Source organism: Ruminococcus sp. J1101004sp1_RTP21198st1_B9_RTP21198_201120 (assembly GCF_040924245.1).
Classification (GTDB): Bacteria; Bacillota; Clostridia; order Lachnospirales; family Lachnospiraceae; genus Blautia_A; species Blautia_A faecis.
The window spans coordinates 20,511-36,703 of the sequence record NZ_JBCOMI010000001.1 but is presented as its reverse complement, the minus strand read 5'-3'; the positions used below and the strand labels follow the sequence as shown (position 1 = coordinate 36,703).

The 16,193-nt window shown below is 42.5% G+C and carries 14 protein-coding genes and 1 tRNA gene; 5 read left to right on the top strand and 10 right to left on the bottom strand.

The features are described 5' to 3' along the window. Positions 1 to 41: 41 nt before the first annotated feature. Positions 42 to 1,067 carry a phosphate acyltransferase PlsX gene (gene plsX, locus AB5618_RS00160; protein WP_118578869.1) on the bottom strand — a complete coding sequence of 342 codons (1,026 nt, stop codon included), beginning with the start codon at positions 1,065 to 1,067 and terminating at the stop codon, positions 42 to 44. A 261-nt stretch (positions 1,068 to 1,328) separates the two neighbouring features. Between plsX and AB5618_RS00155 the strand changes: the two genes are divergently transcribed. Next, positions 1,329 to 1,425: transfer RNA gene (locus tag AB5618_RS00155), tRNA-Sec, on the top strand. A gap of 32 nt (positions 1,426 to 1,457) precedes the next feature. Here AB5618_RS00155 and selB read toward each other — a convergent pair. The 3 genes from selB to AB5618_RS00140 form a co-directional block, all read right to left on the bottom strand. Then, entirely contained in the window at positions 1,458 to 3,098 is a 1,641-nt protein-coding gene (selB, locus tag AB5618_RS00150; protein WP_173717722.1) for a selenocysteine-specific translation elongation factor, read from the bottom strand. Between the two features lie 135 nt (positions 3,099 to 3,233). Next, positions 3,234 to 5,072, bottom strand: coding sequence for a glutamine--fructose-6-phosphate transaminase (isomerizing) (gene glmS, locus AB5618_RS00145; protein ID WP_173736258.1), 1,839 nt, complete (start codon positions 5,070 to 5,072; stop codon positions 3,234 to 3,236). A 24-nt stretch (positions 5,073 to 5,096) separates the two neighbouring features. Next, the gene (locus tag AB5618_RS00140) at positions 5,097 to 6,479 is read right to left on the bottom strand and encodes an exopolysaccharide biosynthesis polyprenyl glycosylphosphotransferase (protein WP_173717720.1); all 1,383 of its coding nucleotides are present in this window, start codon (positions 6,477 to 6,479) and stop codon (positions 5,097 to 5,099) included. Between the two features lie 355 nt (positions 6,480 to 6,834). Here AB5618_RS00140 and AB5618_RS00135 point away from each other — a divergent pair, with 355 nt between their 5' ends. The 4 genes from AB5618_RS00135 (at position 6,835) to AB5618_RS00120 (ending at position 10,154) form a co-directional block, all read left to right on the top strand. After that, the gene (locus AB5618_RS00135; RefSeq protein WP_173717719.1) at positions 6,835 to 7,845 is read left to right on the top strand and encodes an LCP family protein; all 1,011 of its coding nucleotides are present in this window, start codon (positions 6,835 to 6,837) and stop codon (positions 7,843 to 7,845) included. 75 nt (positions 7,846 to 7,920) lie between these two features. Beyond that, positions 7,921 to 8,670: a YveK family protein gene (locus tag AB5618_RS00130; protein WP_173717718.1), complete on the top strand. Its 750-nt coding sequence runs from the start codon at positions 7,921 to 7,923 to the stop codon at positions 8,668 to 8,670. Continuing rightward, positions 8,670 to 9,437, top strand: coding sequence for a CpsD/CapB family tyrosine-protein kinase (locus AB5618_RS00125; RefSeq protein WP_173717717.1), 768 nt, complete (start codon positions 8,670 to 8,672; stop codon positions 9,435 to 9,437). Before AB5618_RS00130 ends, AB5618_RS00125 begins: the two co-directional genes overlap by 1 nt. A 123-nt stretch (positions 9,438 to 9,560) precedes the next feature. Next, positions 9,561 to 10,154, top strand: a complete 594-nt coding sequence (locus AB5618_RS00120; protein ID WP_173717716.1) for a hypothetical protein — start codon at positions 9,561 to 9,563, stop codon at positions 10,152 to 10,154. Between the two features lie 85 nt (positions 10,155 to 10,239). Here AB5618_RS00120 and AB5618_RS00115 read toward each other — a convergent pair whose 3' ends face one another. The 6 genes from AB5618_RS00115 to AB5618_RS00090 all read right to left on the bottom strand — a co-directional run bounded on the left by AB5618_RS00115 (position 10,240) and on the right by AB5618_RS00090 (position 16,068). Further along, positions 10,240 to 10,620: a hypothetical protein gene (locus AB5618_RS00115; RefSeq protein WP_173717715.1), complete on the bottom strand. Its 381-nt coding sequence runs from the start codon at positions 10,618 to 10,620 to the stop codon at positions 10,240 to 10,242. 484 nt (positions 10,621 to 11,104) lie between these two features. Then, positions 11,105 to 12,031 (bottom strand): hypothetical protein, encoded by a 927-nt coding sequence (locus AB5618_RS00110; protein ID WP_148463704.1) that lies wholly within the window; start codon positions 12,029 to 12,031, stop codon positions 11,105 to 11,107. 72 nt (positions 12,032 to 12,103) lie between these two features. Continuing rightward, the gene (locus AB5618_RS00105) at positions 12,104 to 13,699 is read right to left on the bottom strand and encodes an AAA family ATPase (protein ID WP_148463703.1); all 1,596 of its coding nucleotides are present in this window, start codon (positions 13,697 to 13,699) and stop codon (positions 12,104 to 12,106) included. A 137-nt stretch (positions 13,700 to 13,836) separates the two neighbouring features. Then, on the bottom strand, positions 13,837 to 14,838 hold the full coding sequence (locus tag AB5618_RS00100) for an Rpn family recombination-promoting nuclease/putative transposase (protein WP_148463702.1): 1,002 nt from the start codon (positions 14,836 to 14,838) through the stop codon (positions 13,837 to 13,839). A gap of 174 nt (positions 14,839 to 15,012) precedes the next feature. After that, on the bottom strand, positions 15,013 to 15,246 hold the full coding sequence (locus AB5618_RS00095) for a hypothetical protein (RefSeq protein WP_173736695.1): 234 nt from the start codon (positions 15,244 to 15,246) through the stop codon (positions 15,013 to 15,015). Between the two features lie 129 nt (positions 15,247 to 15,375). Next, positions 15,376 to 16,068: a hypothetical protein gene (locus AB5618_RS00090; protein ID WP_148463701.1), complete on the bottom strand. Its 693-nt coding sequence runs from the start codon at positions 16,066 to 16,068 to the stop codon at positions 15,376 to 15,378. Between the last annotated feature and the right edge of the window lie 125 nt (positions 16,069 to 16,193).

Genomic DNA, 16,193 nt, shown 5'->3' with positions numbered 1-16,193 from the left:
GGCAGGTCTTTGCCGAAGAGTCTGCTGCAATGCATGGATGATCATGCTTTTTCTGGTGTCTCTTCCACCATATGGGCAGCGATTTTCTCATTGATCTTCTGCTGTCTGAACTGAACACACTGAAAAATAGCGTGGCGGATTTCAACCGCCCTGGCACTGCCGTGTGTCTTCACAACCAGTCCCTTAAGACCCAGAAGAGGAGCTCCGCCGTACTCACTTGCATCAAATGCCTTCATGGTTTCTTTGACGGCCGGTTTCACCAGAAGAGCTCCAACCTTGCTGCGGGTGTCTTTCATAAGGCCGGTTTTAAGCATCTTCATAAAGGTACTTCCAAGTCCTTCATAAAGCTTCAGGATCACGTTCCCGACAAAAGCCTCGCAGACAATCACATCTGCATAACCAGCCGGAATATCCCTTGCTTCAATACTTCCAATAAAATTGATCCCCGGGCATTCCTTCAAAAGAGGGAACGTCTCTTTCACAAGGGCATTTCCCTTCTCCTCCTCTGCACCAATGTTTACAATGGCAACACGAGGGTTCTTGATTCCAACCACGTCTTCCATATAGATGGAACCCATCTTCGCAAACTGTACCAGATGCTCTGGTCTGGCATCTACGTTCGCACCGCAGTCAATAAGAAGTGACACACCATTCTGGGTGGGAATCAAGGGTGCCAGCGGCGGACGCTGTACTCCTTTGCTTCTTCCTACGATCACCTGACCACCTACTAAAATAGCGCCTGAGCTTCCAGAGGAAACAAATGCTTCTGCTTCCTGCTTCTTCACAAGATTCAGTCCTACCACAATGGAAGAATCTTTCTTCTTACGGATTGCCAGAACCGGAGGCTCTGCTGTCTCGATCACCTCTGTGGTATTCACGATCTGGATTCTTTCCTTGGGGTAATTCTGAAATTTACTCAGCTCTTTCTCAATTACATCCTGCCTGCCGGTAAGGATCACATCAATGTCTTCCCTCTCGGCAACAGCCTCTACAGCTGCTTTCACTGGTTCTGCCGGAGCGTTGTCTCCGCCCATGGCATCTACTACAACTCTAACTGTCTCTGCCATATTTTTCTCCTCTTCGGATATTCTTCAATACTGTAATCTGGTAATGTGAAAACATCCATTATAAACGGGATACGCAAAACACAGCCCTGTTCAACAGCTCCGCCATACCAGAGCATGTTTGAAAAAGGCTACAAGGTACACTATCCCGAATAATACTATTCTACTTTATCTGCCCCCTCTTAGTCAATAGGGAATCAAAGAAAGGTTTCGGACCCAAAGACTGTGGTTGACGAAGCTTCCAATCTCCGCTATACTCTCACTGGGAGCAGATAGGTGCCGGTGTGCCTCCTGGTCTTCAAAACCAGTGTGGGGCGCTAATCCCGTCCCGGATGGGTTCGATTCCCATATGTTCCCGCCAAAAACGTACCCAACTTTCCATTCTTACTCTTCTCATTGAGACCGGTCTGCCTGCTGCAAGTTTCGTTTTAACACTCTTCCTCCATTTTCCATAACTGTAATCCGCTCTCTGTCAAACCTCTCCAGCAGTATGATCGCACATTTACGGGATATTCCCAGACGGTCACGAAATTCTCCAGTCTGGATCATACCCTTTTCTTCATATAACAGATACGCCATATCCAGAGCTTTCTGCCGCATTTCCCAGTGCATATAATGCTTCTCGTCAAACCGTACAAGAACACCGTCCCGCACCATGGCAAAGAACACTTCTGAAAAATCCCGCTCACCGGAAAATACTTTCTTCACTTCATCTGTCAGCGGAGGCATAAAGCCCGATTTCAGATATAATTCCTGCAGCTGCAAAAAGACAGAATTCCCACATATTTCTTCTGTTATTTTTCCTGAAGCATGTGCTTTTTTTCTTTCCTTTCCGGTACATGCACAATGAACAACAGCATCTGCATTCTGTCTTTTTTTCCTTTTTACCCCATTGGGATTCAGCACAACTCCACCGCCGATGGTTTCTACTGGCGAATAAAATCTTATAACAAAATGATCCCCTGCTTTCATTGCCGTCATCTGCTCCATCCGAAGCTGGACTACGGCCTCTTCACCGGGCTTCAGCACTACTCTGTCAAACAGAATTATTTTACACACCAGTTCTGCTGCCCCATGATAAAGATGAACACGGGTACCGCTTTTTAAAGTACGCTGTCCTGACTTCAACAGCTGCAGCCGTACATCTGCTATCATGGTACCTTCCATACTTCCTGCTGCTGCCAGAATTTCTCCCCGGGAGATCTGCTCTTTTCCAATCCCCGGAAGGTTCACTGCCACCCGCTGTCCCGGAACAGCTTCGGATACTTCCTGACCATGCACCTGAATCCCTCGAATTTTTACCCTTTCAGTTCTGGGATAAAGCATGGCGTCATAATTCAAGCCTAAACTGCCATCAAGCAGCGTCCCGGTCACTACAGTTCCAAAACCCTTTAGAGAAAACACACGATCTATGGGCAGGCGAAACGCAGATGCTTTTGTCCCCATTCTGCCTGTGCAGCTGTCACCTTCTTTTTGGGAAGGCTTCTGATTTCCCGTGTTTTTTCCGGCTGTGCACAGTTTCCACAACACCCTGCGCAGTTCCTCAATCCCACGCCCATCCACAGCACTGGTCACTACCACATCCGCATTTTCCAGAAACGTTCCCTCTGCAAATTCCCTGATTTCCTGGTCAAGTCCCTTTTTCCATTCCAGGTCACCTTTGGTGAGCACAAGCACACCCTTTTGAATACCAAGCAGGGAAAGTATTGCCAGATGTTCCCTGGTCTGAGGCATAACTCCCTCATCTACTGCGATCACTACCATGGCAATATCAATTCCGCCAGCTCCAGCCAGCATATTCTTTATAAACCTTTCATGGCCTGGCACGTCAATAATCCCAGCTTCCCTGCCATCCGGAAATTTCAGAAACGCAAAACCATTTTCAATTGTAATCCCCCGCCTTTTTTCCTCTGCCAGGCGATCCGTATCCGTGCCTGTCAGCGCCTTGACCAGCCAGGTTTTACCATGATCAATATGTCCGGCAGTACCTATGATCCTGTGCCTTTTTTCTTCCATATCTTTTTCACGCCCCATTTTGTTCGAACACTCCCACTATTTCATTTCCAAATAAACAGCGCGAAGAAGCCACTTCTCCGCGCCATGTTTATGTTTATAACAATATTGTCTTTTTTCTGTTGTTTAGAAATATAATTCAGCTATTTAATAACATTATTCTACAGTAACAGATTTCGCCAGGTTTCTCGGCTTGTCCACATCCAGGCCCTTCGCTACGCTGACATAATATCCCATCAACTGCAGCGGAACAATTGCAAGGCTGGTTGTGAAATACTTCTCCGTCTTGGGAACATATACGGAGAAATCAGCGGTATCCTCAATACTGTAATTGCCATAGCTGGTCAGTCCCATCAGATAAGCACCACGGCTCTTTACCTCAACCATATTGCTCAGTGTCTTCTCAAAAAGATCCTTCTGGGTCATCACACCGATCACCAGAGTACCATCCTCTACAAGGCTGATTGTTCCGTGCTTCAGCTCCCCTGCTGCGTAAGCCTCAGAATGAATGTAACTGATCTCCTTCATCTTCAGGCTTCCTTCCATGCTGATAGCATAGTCAATTCCGCGTCCGATGAAGAAAATATCATGGGCATTTGCATACTTGCTTGCAAACCACTGGATACGCTCTTTATCATCCAGAACACGGCTGATCTTGTCCGGCAGGGTCTCCATCTCAGCAAGCAGACGGGTCACTTTTCCCTCCTCAAGCTTTCCCTGGACAAAAGCACTCTGGATAGCCAGCAGATACATGACGATCAGCTGGGTGCTGTAAGCCTTGGTGGTGGCAACAGAAATCTCAGGTCCTGCATAAGTATATAACGTATAATCGCTCTCTCTTGCAATGCTGGAGCCTACAACATTGACTACACTAAGTACCGGAACATTTCTATCCTTGGCAAGACGAAGGGCAGCCAGGCTGTCTGCAGTCTCTCCAGACTGGGAAATAATAACCACCATGGAATCCTCCACAAGGATCGGATCACGGTAACGGAACTCAGAAGCCACATCCACCTCAACCGGGATCTTCGCCATGGATTCGATCACATATTTGCCAACCATACCAACATGGTAAGCAGAACCGCAGGCGATGATATAGATTCTCTTAAGAGAAGCCAGCTTCTCATCTGTAAGCCCTGTCTCAGAAAAATCAATGTGTCCCTCTTTTACATAAGCGCCAATGGTGTCCTGAACAGCCTTCGGCTGCTCATGGATCTCTTTCAGCATAAAGTGCTCATAGCCGCCCTTCTCAGCAGCAGCTGCATCCCACTGGATCTCCACAACGTCTTTCTCAATCTCTTCACGGTCGATATTGTAGAAATGGATCTCATCACGGGAAAGCTCCGCAATTTCAAGATTGCCGATATAATAAACTCTTCTGGTCTGATCCAGGATCGCAGGAACATCAGAAGCGATAAGGCTTCCGTTCTCGCTCTTTCCAATGATCAGCGGACTGTCCTTGCGGGCTGCAAACAGTTTGCCCGGATAGTCCTTGAAAATAACACCAAATGCATAAGAACCGCGGATACGGAGCATTGCTCTGGAGATTGCTTCCAACGGAGTTCCGGTTTTCTTATAGTAGTAATCTACCAGCTTCACAGCCACTTCTGTATCTGTCTGTGAATAGAACGTATAACCGGAACGAAAAAGCTTCGCCTTCAGCTCCTGATAATTCTCGATAATTCCATTATGAACAAGTACTACGGACTTATCATCTGTACAATGAGGATGGGCATTTGTCTCAGAAGGCTCTCCATGAGTCGCCCAGCGGGTATGACCGATACCGCAGGTACCCGGTACGGCTGAACCGCCGTCTGTCTTCTCGATCAAAGTTTTCAGACGCCCTTTCGCCTTTACGATTGCGATCTTATCAGTTGCCTCGTTTCGAACTGCGATACCTGCTGAATCATAGCCTCTGTATTCCAGCTTGGAAAGGCCTGTCAGCAAAATCGGTGCCGCCTGTTCATCTCCTACATAACCAACAATTCCACACATAAAATTTCCTCCTCAGTCTCAGTCTTAATCATTCTCCTCGTTTTTCTCCTGGCCAGCTGTCTTCTGCCATGCCTCAACCCCTTCTGTATTTTCCTTCTGGAAAAGGATTTTGAAGGTAAGCATCAAAAGCTTCAGATCCAGCTTCAGAGAATAGGTCTCAATATAGGTGAGATCCAGTTTCAGCTTATCATAAGGTGTCGTGTTGTATTTACCATAAACCTGGGCATAACCGGTAAGTCCGGCCTTCACTTTCAGGCGGTAATCAAATTCAGGGATCCTCTCGCTATACAGTGCAGCAATTTCCGGCCGCTCCGGTCTTGGGCCTACCAGAGACATATCACCTTTCAGGATATTAAAAATCTGTGGCAGCTCATCGAAATGGATCCGGCGGATAAGCTTCCCGACCGGTGTGATCCTGTCATCCTCTTTCTTCGCCAGCTGGGCACCCTTCACTTCAGAGTCCATTTTCATGCTTCTGAATTTCAGGATCATAAAGATCTGCTTATCCTTCGTAAGACGCGGCTGCTTATAAAAAACAGGACCGCCATCATAAAGCTTAATAGCAAGTGCGATCAGAATCATAAACGGAGATGCGATCACCAGCCCTGCCAGGGAAAATATAATATCCACAATTCTTTTGAAAAACAGCTGCTCTGCTGTCAGACGCAGGTTTCTGGAAAGAAGAAGCGTGGTATCAAATAAATGAATATCGTCTGCATTCCGGAGCATAATATCAGAAAGCTTCGGAATAGAATAACAGCGGATATCCTTCTCAAAGCAGTATTTCAGGAGAAGATTTCGTTCGTGGGACGGGATATCCCCGATCACAACTGCTTTATATCCGTTGATCTTCTCCTTGATCACGTCAAGGCCAAGGGAAAGGGATGCCATCTCTTTAATGGCATATTTATCCTCTCTGGTCTCAAACTTATTCCTTAAATCTCCCGGATTACGTCCGCCATAAATCATCAGCATCTGTCTGGGCGGATACAGTCTGGTGTACACATAACGCATACCAACCACCCATATGACAACGATCACCAGGTCAATCCCCATCATAGCCAGCATAGGTGTCAGATGCTCTCCCAGACGCCAGCGGCCGATCAGGCACAACTGTAAATAGGTAATAAAATTCACGCAGCACACAGACAGGATCTGGGAATAGATTACTTCAAATACCCGCAGATAACCCACCTTAAAACCACCGTAAATTTTATAAAAGAAGTATATCATCAGCACATACAGGCCAATGACTACCTGATTGCCTCTGTCAAAGCGTCTGCCGATGACCTCCTTGTGGGCATAAAATTTATACCAGATATAGGCGAAAAGCAATGTTTCAATAGCTATGATCACCGCAGACGCCAAAAACATGATCAGTCTCTTATATCGTTCGCGATTTTCCATTTTTTCCTCCAGTAAATTTCCTCTGAAATCTATACGTTGTATAAGTATAGCACAAAAAATCCCAGAGGAAAACGATTTTTTTCGTCACCTTATTTTGCCCAAAAATGACAGAGCAGGTTGATATCCAGACCAAACCGTGATAAAATCAGTACATATTGTGGTAAAGCAATATAGTATTTATACAATATGATATTTTATAATGTGAAGTAAATAACAGATTCTGAGTTTTGTCAATATGTAATTTTCAGAGTGATGGTTTACAGGTACTGTTCACTGGTAATGTTCTGCAAGATATTTTGGGGAGCATTACCAGTGAACAGCTGCGAAGTATACCTCGGTCTGCAGAAAGGAATCAATGCGTCATAATCAAATTTCCAGACAGAATAAAAATAAAAAAATAAAATATCTCGCCATAGGACTTGCCGCCGGCGTTCTTGGCATAGGCTCAGCTGCAGGTGTTCTCACTTCTGCCAACAGCCATGCTGTGACCCGGAGCGCATCCTCTTCCACACAGGATACTGACCAGATTACTTATAAAGGTGTTACCTATGTTCCGAAAGGGAATCTTGAGACTTACCTTTTCGCCGGAATTGATTCTCCGGATAAGGTAACCGAGATCAAGGAATACGACGGCACCGGTCAGTGTGATGTGCTGCTTGTGCTTGTCCGCGACAGAAGCACAGACACCTGCAAGTTTCTCACCATCGACCGGAACACCATGACTCCGGTGAAGAGCCTTGCAGATGACGGCTCTTACATAGATACCACAGAATGCCAGATTTCCCTGGCACACGCCATGAGCCTGGATCATGAGACCCGTGCAGAGAATACTGTGGATGCAGTTTCCACGCTCCTTGGCGGTCACAAGATTGACGGCTTTGCAATGGTAAACATGAGCGCCATTGAAGTGGTAAATGATATGGTTGGCGGTGTCACCGTCACCATCGAGGATGATTTCCCGGACAGTGACACACTGATCAAGGGACAGACCGTAACTCTGCACGGTAAGGACGCTGAGCGCTTCATCCGTGAGCGCAAGACCGTTGCCGACGGACTGAACGAGAACCGGATGAGCCGTCAGGCCCAGTACGAGGAAGCTTTCAAGCCTGTTTTCCAGGCGAAATGCAGTGAAGATAAGACGTTCCCGCTGGATCTTTATCATGCACTTGAGGACTACATGACTACCAACATCAGTGCCAAGAAGTTTTCCCGTCTTGCCCTTCTTCTTTCCGATGAGAAAGAGGAGGAGAAAGTATCCATAGAAGGAACTGCCGACTTCGACGAGGATGGCTGGCAGACTTTCACTCCTGATCCGAACAGCCTTCAGGAAGCGATCCTTTCGCTTTTTTATAAGGAAAAGAAATAATTTTCCTGTTAGAAAATAAATCGTAGAAGAGAAGATTCTAAACAGCTACAATAAACAAAATTAAGGAGACCCGACATGAACGAAGAACTCACAAACGACGAGGTGGAAATCGACCTTGTGGATCTAGGCAACGTCTTGTTAGACAAATGGCGTTATCTGCTGATCAGTCTTATTGCAGGCGCTGTACTTCTGGGTGCGTATTCCCTTTTCTTTATCGCACCTACCTATGAATCCACAGCCAAGCTTTACGTAGTATCTGCCTCAGACGATTCTGTAGTCAATTTAAGTGACCTGAATCTTGGTACTTCCCTGACTGCAGACTATGAACAGCTGATGCTCAGCTATCCGGTACTAAACCGTGTTATTGACCGTCTGAATCTGGATTCTACATCCGATGAACTGGCTAAAGCTTTTTCACTGAACAACCCAAGCGATACCCGTATTCTGGAGATCACCGCTACTTCTACCGATCCGCAGATGGCTATGGATCTGGCTGAAACTATGGCTGAGGAAGCCATTGATTATCTCCCGGATACCATGAGCACACTTGCTCCGAATCTGGCACAGCCTGCCAAACTTCCTGAGAGTAAAGTGGCTCCAAGCTATACCAAGTTCACCATAATCGGTGCCCTGCTTGGACTTCTCATCTGTGCAGCATTCTTTATTGTAAAATATCTGATGGATGACACCATTCATACTGCAGATGATATGGAAAAATATTTTGGGCTGGTACCTCTTACCACTATCCCTGACAGCGATCAGGTAATCGATCTGGATGAGGAGCAGCACCGCAGACGCGGCAGAAAGAGAGGTCGTACGAAATAATGAACCAGCTTAATGTAAACCTTCCGGAGCTGCCCTATGCAGTTTCCGAAGCGATGAACCGACTTCGTATTAATATTAAATTCTGCGGTAAAAATACCCGCAAGATCCTTTTGACCAGCTGCCAGCCTAATGAAGGTAAGAGTACCATTTCCTCCTACCTGTGGAAAATGCTTGCAGAAGCAGGATTTCCTACTGTTCTGGTAGACGTTGACCTTCGTAAATCCGTTATGAAAACACGTTTTCAGATGGACTACGACGATGACACTACTATGGGACTGAACCACTATCTTTCCGGTATGGCAGAATATGAGGACGTTATATACAGTACCAATATTCCAAACGGCTATATGGTTCCGTGTACACAGCTCCTTGAGAATCCTTCCGCTCTTCTGGAAGATGTTCGTTTCAAAGAGCTTCTGAATACCCTTTCAGAGAATTATCGTTTTGTTATTATAGATTCCCCGCCGCTTGGCAGTGTATCAGATGGAGCGCTTATCGCTTCTCTGTGCGACGGCGCAGTTCTGGTTGTACGTGCTGGTACCACACCGCGTACTCTGATCAAGCAGTCTCTTTATGAGATCCAGCAGTCTGGCTGCAAGCTCCTCGGTACAGTTCTGAACCGTGCCGATGTAAAGGGACGTGCTTATGGCAAGTATGGCTATGGAAAATACGGTTATGGTTATGGATACGGCTATGGTTATGAGCCTAAGGATAAAAAAAACAGCTCTGACTCCGCTGCTGCAGATAAGAATTCTACCGGAAAATAACCGTTTGTACTATTTTTACCGGCTGTGAACTTTATTCACAGTAATCCAACTTCCGGATAAACGGGTCTGCGTGGGGAGACCGTTTATTAAATACATTAAATTAAGAAATAGAGGGTGTTACCAATGAAATCATTCAAAAAAGTAGCTGTGACTATCCTGGCTGCAGTAATGATGCTTCTCATCAGCACTACTGTTTTTGCAGCAGATTCACCTGTAAAAACATCTTTCAATGCTTCTCTTACCAAGAAAACTGTAACTTACACTGGTAAGAAACAGCAGCCAAAGGTTGTAGTTAAGAATGAAGCTGGAAAAACAATCAAAGCTAAATACTACACAGTAAAAGTTAAAACATGTAAGAATGCCGGAACATACAAAGTTACCATCATCGGTAAAGGAAAATATGCCGGATATACACAGACTCTTACTTACAAGATCAAAGCTAAAACTCAGAAGGTAACCTTAAAGTCTGCTGATAAATATACTGTAAAGGCTTCTGCAGTTAAGAAGAGCAGCAAGACTCTTAAGAAAGCTATCAAAGTAACTAAGAAAACTGGTAAAGTTTCTTACACAACAAACAACTCCAAGATCAAAGTTAACAAAAACGGTAAGATCGTAGTTGCTAAGGGAACCAAGAAAGGTACCTATCAGGTAAAAGTTACTGTTAAAGCTAAAAACTACAAGACAGTAAACAAATACATCACCGTTACAGTTAAATAATTCTGGTGTATAATAAAAAACAGCTCTCTGACCACGCAGGGAGCTGTTTTTTTATTGTTACTGATTTTCGCCTCACATATTATTCTCAGCTCAGGCGGCTGACCTTCTGGCGATACTCTTCCAGGTTGTCTTCGTCAATATAGCCGATACTCAACAAATATAAATTAAGCGCTTGTGTAAAATCCACCGCAGTTTCGGCACCGTTTAAAGCAAAATCCAGATCTATAATCTTCTTCTCCTCTTCCTCCGTGCAGTCTACAATCTGAAATTGAACAGAGCATTGCTCTATGTCATAATTCATCGCAAGCAATATTTCCTTATCACCCTTGCAAACAGACAATTCAATTTCACGTTCCACCACCTGTTTCAAATCCAGTCCATAATTTAATATACCGCTATTTTTTACATATTTGATATCATCGGCCTGTAAAATCAGCTGAAGTACGTCCTGTATTGTTTCCATCATTTTCTCTCACATCTTTTCTTTATTTCCACAGCTGTTTGCTGCTTCAAATTTCTATTCTCATAATAGCACGGAAACAGGAGCTTCACAAGTTTTATCTGTCTGTTTTTATCTAAAAATTTCGAGATTTTTTGCTCTGTATTTGTCACATTCCAGATATACTGTGCAGGTACTGCATGCAACTATACATTTCAACTCCATGGATTGGTGTAATTACCCTGTCCTTAAAGCGCTTCGGAATAGAAAAACGAAACTCGCCCACAAGAGCCGGGCAGTGGTAATTTTACCAAATCATACTCCCCGCCAGGGATATTTTCTGCCCACGCATCGCTACAAATAAGCAGCCGCTTCCAAATAAAGTCCAGTATAAATAGAAAAAAAACAAAATTCTCTATATACGCCACTACCGCCCAACGAGTACTGGGCGGTAGCAAAGTAATTAATTGATTTCGTACTCTTCGAAGTTTTTTGATGAAAGGCAAAATCGTCAAGAGCGCACTTTAGGTCGTCGATATGGCTCAATTTCTCCATATCTTTGGAATACTTGTGAGGTATATAGTAATGAATCCGTTACAACAACCATAGCTGGCGACCACCCTATGTCTACAGTATCATCAATAACTATATCGTCAGAAATATCCTTATATTCCGCCAGTATAAGATCAATTGCATTTTGTTCATCGTTTTCTTTCTTTACCTGAACATTCATGTATTTCAAGAGTGTTATTATTAGTTTCAAATCATCTTTCTTTATAACCGGAGCTCCTATTTTACATTGCAACAGATCTTTTTCAAACATATTCATGTTACCAGAAACATGCTTTTCATTTCCGTTACCATACTTTCGGGGACAATTAAATTGAAAAGTTCTTTTATTCCTTCTCCGAGATAAGTTTATAAGCGGTCTCTTACTACTTAAAAACTCTGGAATTGTATATAGAAAATCCACATTGCCAATTGCATTCTCTAAAAAAAATATTCCGTACGCACTTATACTTTTATAAGCAAAATTAAAATTAAGTATATTAGAAGGAACAGGATATTTTTTAGAAATAGCCTGTACGAGAGGTCTATCTTTTAATAATTCCCATTGAAATACATTTAATACAATACTCGGATGATGTCGAAAAATATTCTTTTCATATTTAGCCTGCAATGTGCAAATTCTTAATTCTTTTTTACTTCTATCATATGTAAAAATTTGTAAATCCCCTAATTCAACTCTTTTAGACTGTCCATGTAAAATATTTGAATTATAACTCACATAATATTGAGCATGAATCTGTTTCACAAATGTGCACTTTATCGCCGTCTGATTGAGATACCTTGCCATTAATCTGAAAAGATATATTTCATTCACTTTTTGACCTTTGGGTCTATTTTTCAGCATAGCATTAAATGTATTTTTCATCATAGTTTCTCCTCGCTATGTTTACTTGAAATCCTCTAACTCCGATAATGATAAAATACTGTAAATCCAGGAATTTTAATATTTCTGAAATTTCTCAATCACACACTCATGCAGTTTCGTCTTCTTATCGTAATTAATACCTGCCAGCAGCAAATCCCCATGATAATCTTTTAGCACCTCACTATACTGCTGTCTCTTAATCTGGGCAATTGCTCCGGAAGCATTTTTATTCCATTTAAGTTCAATTATGGCTGCAGGTTTGTCCAGATGAAGCTTTCTGGGAAGAAAGCAAATATCTGCAAACCCTTTCCCGCTTGGCAGTTCTCGAATAACTGTATAGTACTCTCTTGCAAAATAAAATGCCAGATTGATCGTACAGCTCAAAGAATTCTCATCATTATACTGTAAGATAGATACTTCCTGATGCACTTTATCGATTCCCTTTGCCACTGTATCACTGTCCATTCTCCACAAAGCTTCCAGCAGCTTTCTAGAATTTTCTACAGAGTCAATAACCTCAGGCCACTCCATAGTGCTGATTGCATTTATATATTCCTGAGATACTTCTTTATTGGGAATATAGACAGTTTTATCCGGCCAATGATAGCTCAAATAGCCAAGGTGGACCAGAAGGGTCAATACATCATCTTTTCCCTGAAAAGTCGCCATATCATTCGAAAAAGTTCCCGTGTTAATCTGTACCTTATCGCCTCCAAGCATTTTTATGACAGAATCTTTTAGGCCATCATAATTCAATCTAATATAAGTTTTAAGTGCTTCATAGGTTTCTGTCTGATTCCAGTAATTATCAAACACCCCACTGAGCATTGCATCCACTACAGATTTCGGGCTATACATGGAATAAATCTTTTTCTGATTCTCTTCTACTGTTATCAGTTCGTAGCCATCATACCAGGCCTTTGTTTCCTCAAAGCTTCTCTTGTACCGGGCACACAACATTTTTACTTCATCTTCTGTAAAACCAAAGAATTCAGCCATCTCACGGGGATTTGTCATAGAATACTCTGTGAACATATTCAAAGCGGAATGAGAACCATATTTTTTTATGGGCAAAATTCCTGTCATATATGCCAGCGCAACATAATCCTGATCCTTCAGCCACACTCTCAAAAAATCAAGATACTTCTTCTGTGCCTCTCTATCCTTCTTGTATTCCCGGAAAAGACAATCCCACTCATCGATCAAAATCACAAAAGGGCATTTTGTTTTTGCAAAAATATCCTTCATCACCTGTATCAAATCTTCAGAATCCCGAAAGTGCAGATTTCCATAAGCATCTAACAAATCAAACAGTAAATACCGCTTCAATCGTCCCAGCATCTCATCTACACTGTTGGTAACGCTCAGGAATTCCTGCATATTGATTTTGATAACATCATATTGGTTTAAATGGTCTCTATATGTGATTGCTCTGCTGATCCGCAAACCGCCAAACAAATCATCGCTATTTTCTTCTTTCTCATAATATGAAGCAAGCATATTAGCCGCCATAGACTTTCCAAATCGTCTCGGGCGGCTGACACATACATATCTCTGCTCTGTACAGATCAATTCATTTGTTCTGGCTATCAATTCACTCTTATCCACATAAATCTTGGACCTCAGACTATTGCGAAAAGAAGCACTTCCAGGATTCAGATAACTTCCCATATTACACACACTCCTGATAAAAAGTTCCACAGTATCAATTGCTTTTGCTTGAAATAATGATACCATGGAACTGCAAAAAAATCTATAAAATATGTGCTTTTAAACCATTAGCGTATACGTCTCGTTTTTATATCTTTTTAATCAATTCCATACTCTTCCAAAAGTTTCTGGCGAAAAGCAGAATCGTCAAGGGCACGCTTTAGGTCGTCGATGCGGTTATCGCACAACAGGAATTTGGTAAGTTTCTGTTCACGCTCCAAAGCCTCTTTTCCTTCCGCCAGCCCAGCAGCACGTCCCTCTGCCAATCCAGCGATTCGCCCCTTTTCCTCAATCCCTTGAATCGCTTTACAAACATTCACCTTTTCTTCCTCAACTTCTTTTTCAATCTTCATTCCAGTCATCTCCTCCATTACACGAACAGCCTTCCTGTCCATAGTTTCAAATGCAGTATTCTCCTCCACAAGCTGGCTCAGCTTCTCCGTATCTTTTGAATACTTAATAAACTGCATTACCTCACGAAAATTAGAAGTAAAAAGCTCCAACTCCTCTTCACTCATCTCCCCTGGTGCAATCAGATTAATCCGATAGTCAGGAACCAATGACAATATGCTTTCGTCCTGTACAATTAACATCTCATGCAGCGACCTGGGTGCATCCCAACTATCAGCCCCGAAATACACTACTACTGTTATAATTGGAAGCAGCCTGTCTTCTCTGTAAAAGCCTGAAAGAAACTCTGCGGAATCTGGTTTCTTCTCTTTAGGATCTTTCTCCTTCCGCGCTTTTTTATGAGAAGCCTCTACTTTCTGCACCTGCGCTGCATATTCCAGCGAATCGTAAACCATATTTTTCACTGGCATTGCATAATGAACATTGGACTGGTTCTCCACTCCCAGAAGCAGATACACCGCATTTTCATCTTCCATAGCACACAGGATTTTAAACACATCTCTGTATTTCTGATATGGCACCTCCGCCCCGTCAGCTCCATATGGAATAATTACATTCGCCGTATCCAGTTCCTTCAAATTCTTAGGGTCAATGACCTTTTCTCCTTTGTAAATCATATGGTTGAACACGTCCGCAAAAACTTCTGTGTCCTCCATGTACTCTTTTGTGATGATATCCTTTCTTCCCATGGATTTCACCACCTTCTATGATTTGTTTTTCAGAAGAGCTTATGTAGGTTTGAAACTCTTATGATGTATATAGGATAGCATACTGTTTCCTTTTCTGGAAGGAAAATATATTGGAAAAGTATGAAATTTATTTAATAAGTTTTTTAGAAAACTTTTAGGAATTTCACTCTGCATTTATGGGGACAGACCCCTTTTGTTCTGATCACGGTTTCCTTTTTGCGTATCTGGGGGAACTGCAAGCAGGGCTTTCATATCTTTATCCTGAATGATCTGTTTTTCTTTTTTTGCTTCCTTTATAAAGGGTACATGAGATGCAGATAACGCTATCGACTGAAGAAAAATATCCATATTAGCCGCATACCACAAATAAGCCCGCAGTGTTGCAAGAGAAATGGTCTCCTCATCCATTTTCTTCCCGTTTCCGTTGATCAGCTTGATCGCATACTCACAATGTAATAATCTCTTCTAACGGCGTCTTCTGGAATGCCAATATATCCAGCTGTTATACTACAAAGATCTCGAAAATCCTCTTCATTCTCATGCAGTCTCATATATTTCCTCCATGGTTGGAATTGCATAAACAGACATTGATGATAAAAATTGTTTTAATGAGTTATTAACATTTAGATACTCCAAAAAGGATTCCAAAAAAGCAATTGTTGCCTTTTTATATTTCATATGCTCCAGGACATAGACCGCAGCTTTATCAGAATAAGACTGTGCAAACTTCTCCATATAAGTAATCAGCGCTTTTTTGTTTACATCTTCTATCTTAGAATAATTTTGAAGAATCTCCAGAGTTTCAATTACTGCTACGCGCTCTTCATTCAGATCACAAGAGATATTTTTTACAACCACATTCTGAATTGTTTTCCTTTTCCCTGGCACATGATTTGAAAAAACTTCCGTCTGCTTACTTATTTGTGTAGTAAGTCCTTTCTCGTTATACAGTTTATAGCCTACAACCAATCCCTTCTGATTCCCAATGTAATGAGTAACAATATCCTGCTCTCTGATCGGAACAATTCCAAATCTGGATTTCTTCGGCTTATAATATAACCCTTTAGTCAAATGGACAAGTGAACCACTTTGGCAGAAGCGTTCAAGTGTTTTATAAAATGCTGCTTCTGTCATGTCATCTGCCAAGAAAGTATATATACGGCTTGCTTCAATTACAGTATTCTCTTTAATATTGCAAAGAAACAATTCTATCCGCTCTCTACTATTCATCACTCCTGCTCCTTCTAATTATTTTATTTAAATAATAAACAGACATAGATCGAATGTCAAGTAGATTTTGTTTTTACTCGACATTCAGATGCTGCAAACTTATAACAATTTAATCGCTAAATATT

Coding starts and splice junctions, on each gene's coding strand:
- AB5618_RS00115 (WP_173717715.1), bottom strand. CDS start 10,620: ATGATGGAAACAATACAGGACGTACTTCAGCTGATTTTACAGGCCGAT.
- AB5618_RS00095 (WP_173736695.1), bottom strand. CDS start 15,246: ATGGATGAGGAGACCATTTCTCTTGCAACACTGCGGGCTTATTTGTGG.
- AB5618_RS00135 (WP_173717719.1), top strand. CDS start 6,835: ATGCGTCATAATCAAATTTCCAGACAGAATAAAAATAAAAAAATAAAA.
- glmS (WP_173736258.1), bottom strand. CDS start 5,072: ATGTGTGGAATTGTTGGTTATGTAGGAGATGAACAGGCGGCACCGATT.
- selB (WP_173717722.1), bottom strand. CDS start 3,098: ATGGGGCGTGAAAAAGATATGGAAGAAAAAAGGCACAGGATCATAGGT.
- AB5618_RS00130 (WP_173717718.1), top strand. CDS start 7,921: ATGAACGAAGAACTCACAAACGACGAGGTGGAAATCGACCTTGTGGAT.
- AB5618_RS00125 (WP_173717717.1), top strand. CDS start 8,670: ATGAACCAGCTTAATGTAAACCTTCCGGAGCTGCCCTATGCAGTTTCC.
- AB5618_RS00140 (WP_173717720.1), bottom strand. CDS start 6,479: ATGGAAAATCGCGAACGATATAAGAGACTGATCATGTTTTTGGCGTCT.
- AB5618_RS00090 (WP_148463701.1), bottom strand. CDS start 16,068: ATGAATAGTAGAGAGCGGATAGAATTGTTTCTTTGCAATATTAAAGAG.
- AB5618_RS00105 (WP_148463703.1), bottom strand. CDS start 13,699: ATGGGAAGTTATCTGAATCCTGGAAGTGCTTCTTTTCGCAATAGTCTG.
- AB5618_RS00110 (WP_148463704.1), bottom strand. CDS start 12,031: ATGATGAAAAATACATTTAATGCTATGCTGAAAAATAGACCCAAAGGT.
- AB5618_RS00120 (WP_173717716.1), top strand. CDS start 9,561: ATGAAATCATTCAAAAAAGTAGCTGTGACTATCCTGGCTGCAGTAATG.
- AB5618_RS00100 (WP_148463702.1), bottom strand. CDS start 14,838: ATGGGAAGAAAGGATATCATCACAAAAGAGTACATGGAGGACACAGAA.
- plsX (WP_118578869.1), bottom strand. CDS start 1,067: ATGGCAGAGACAGTTAGAGTTGTAGTAGATGCCATGGGCGGAGACAAC.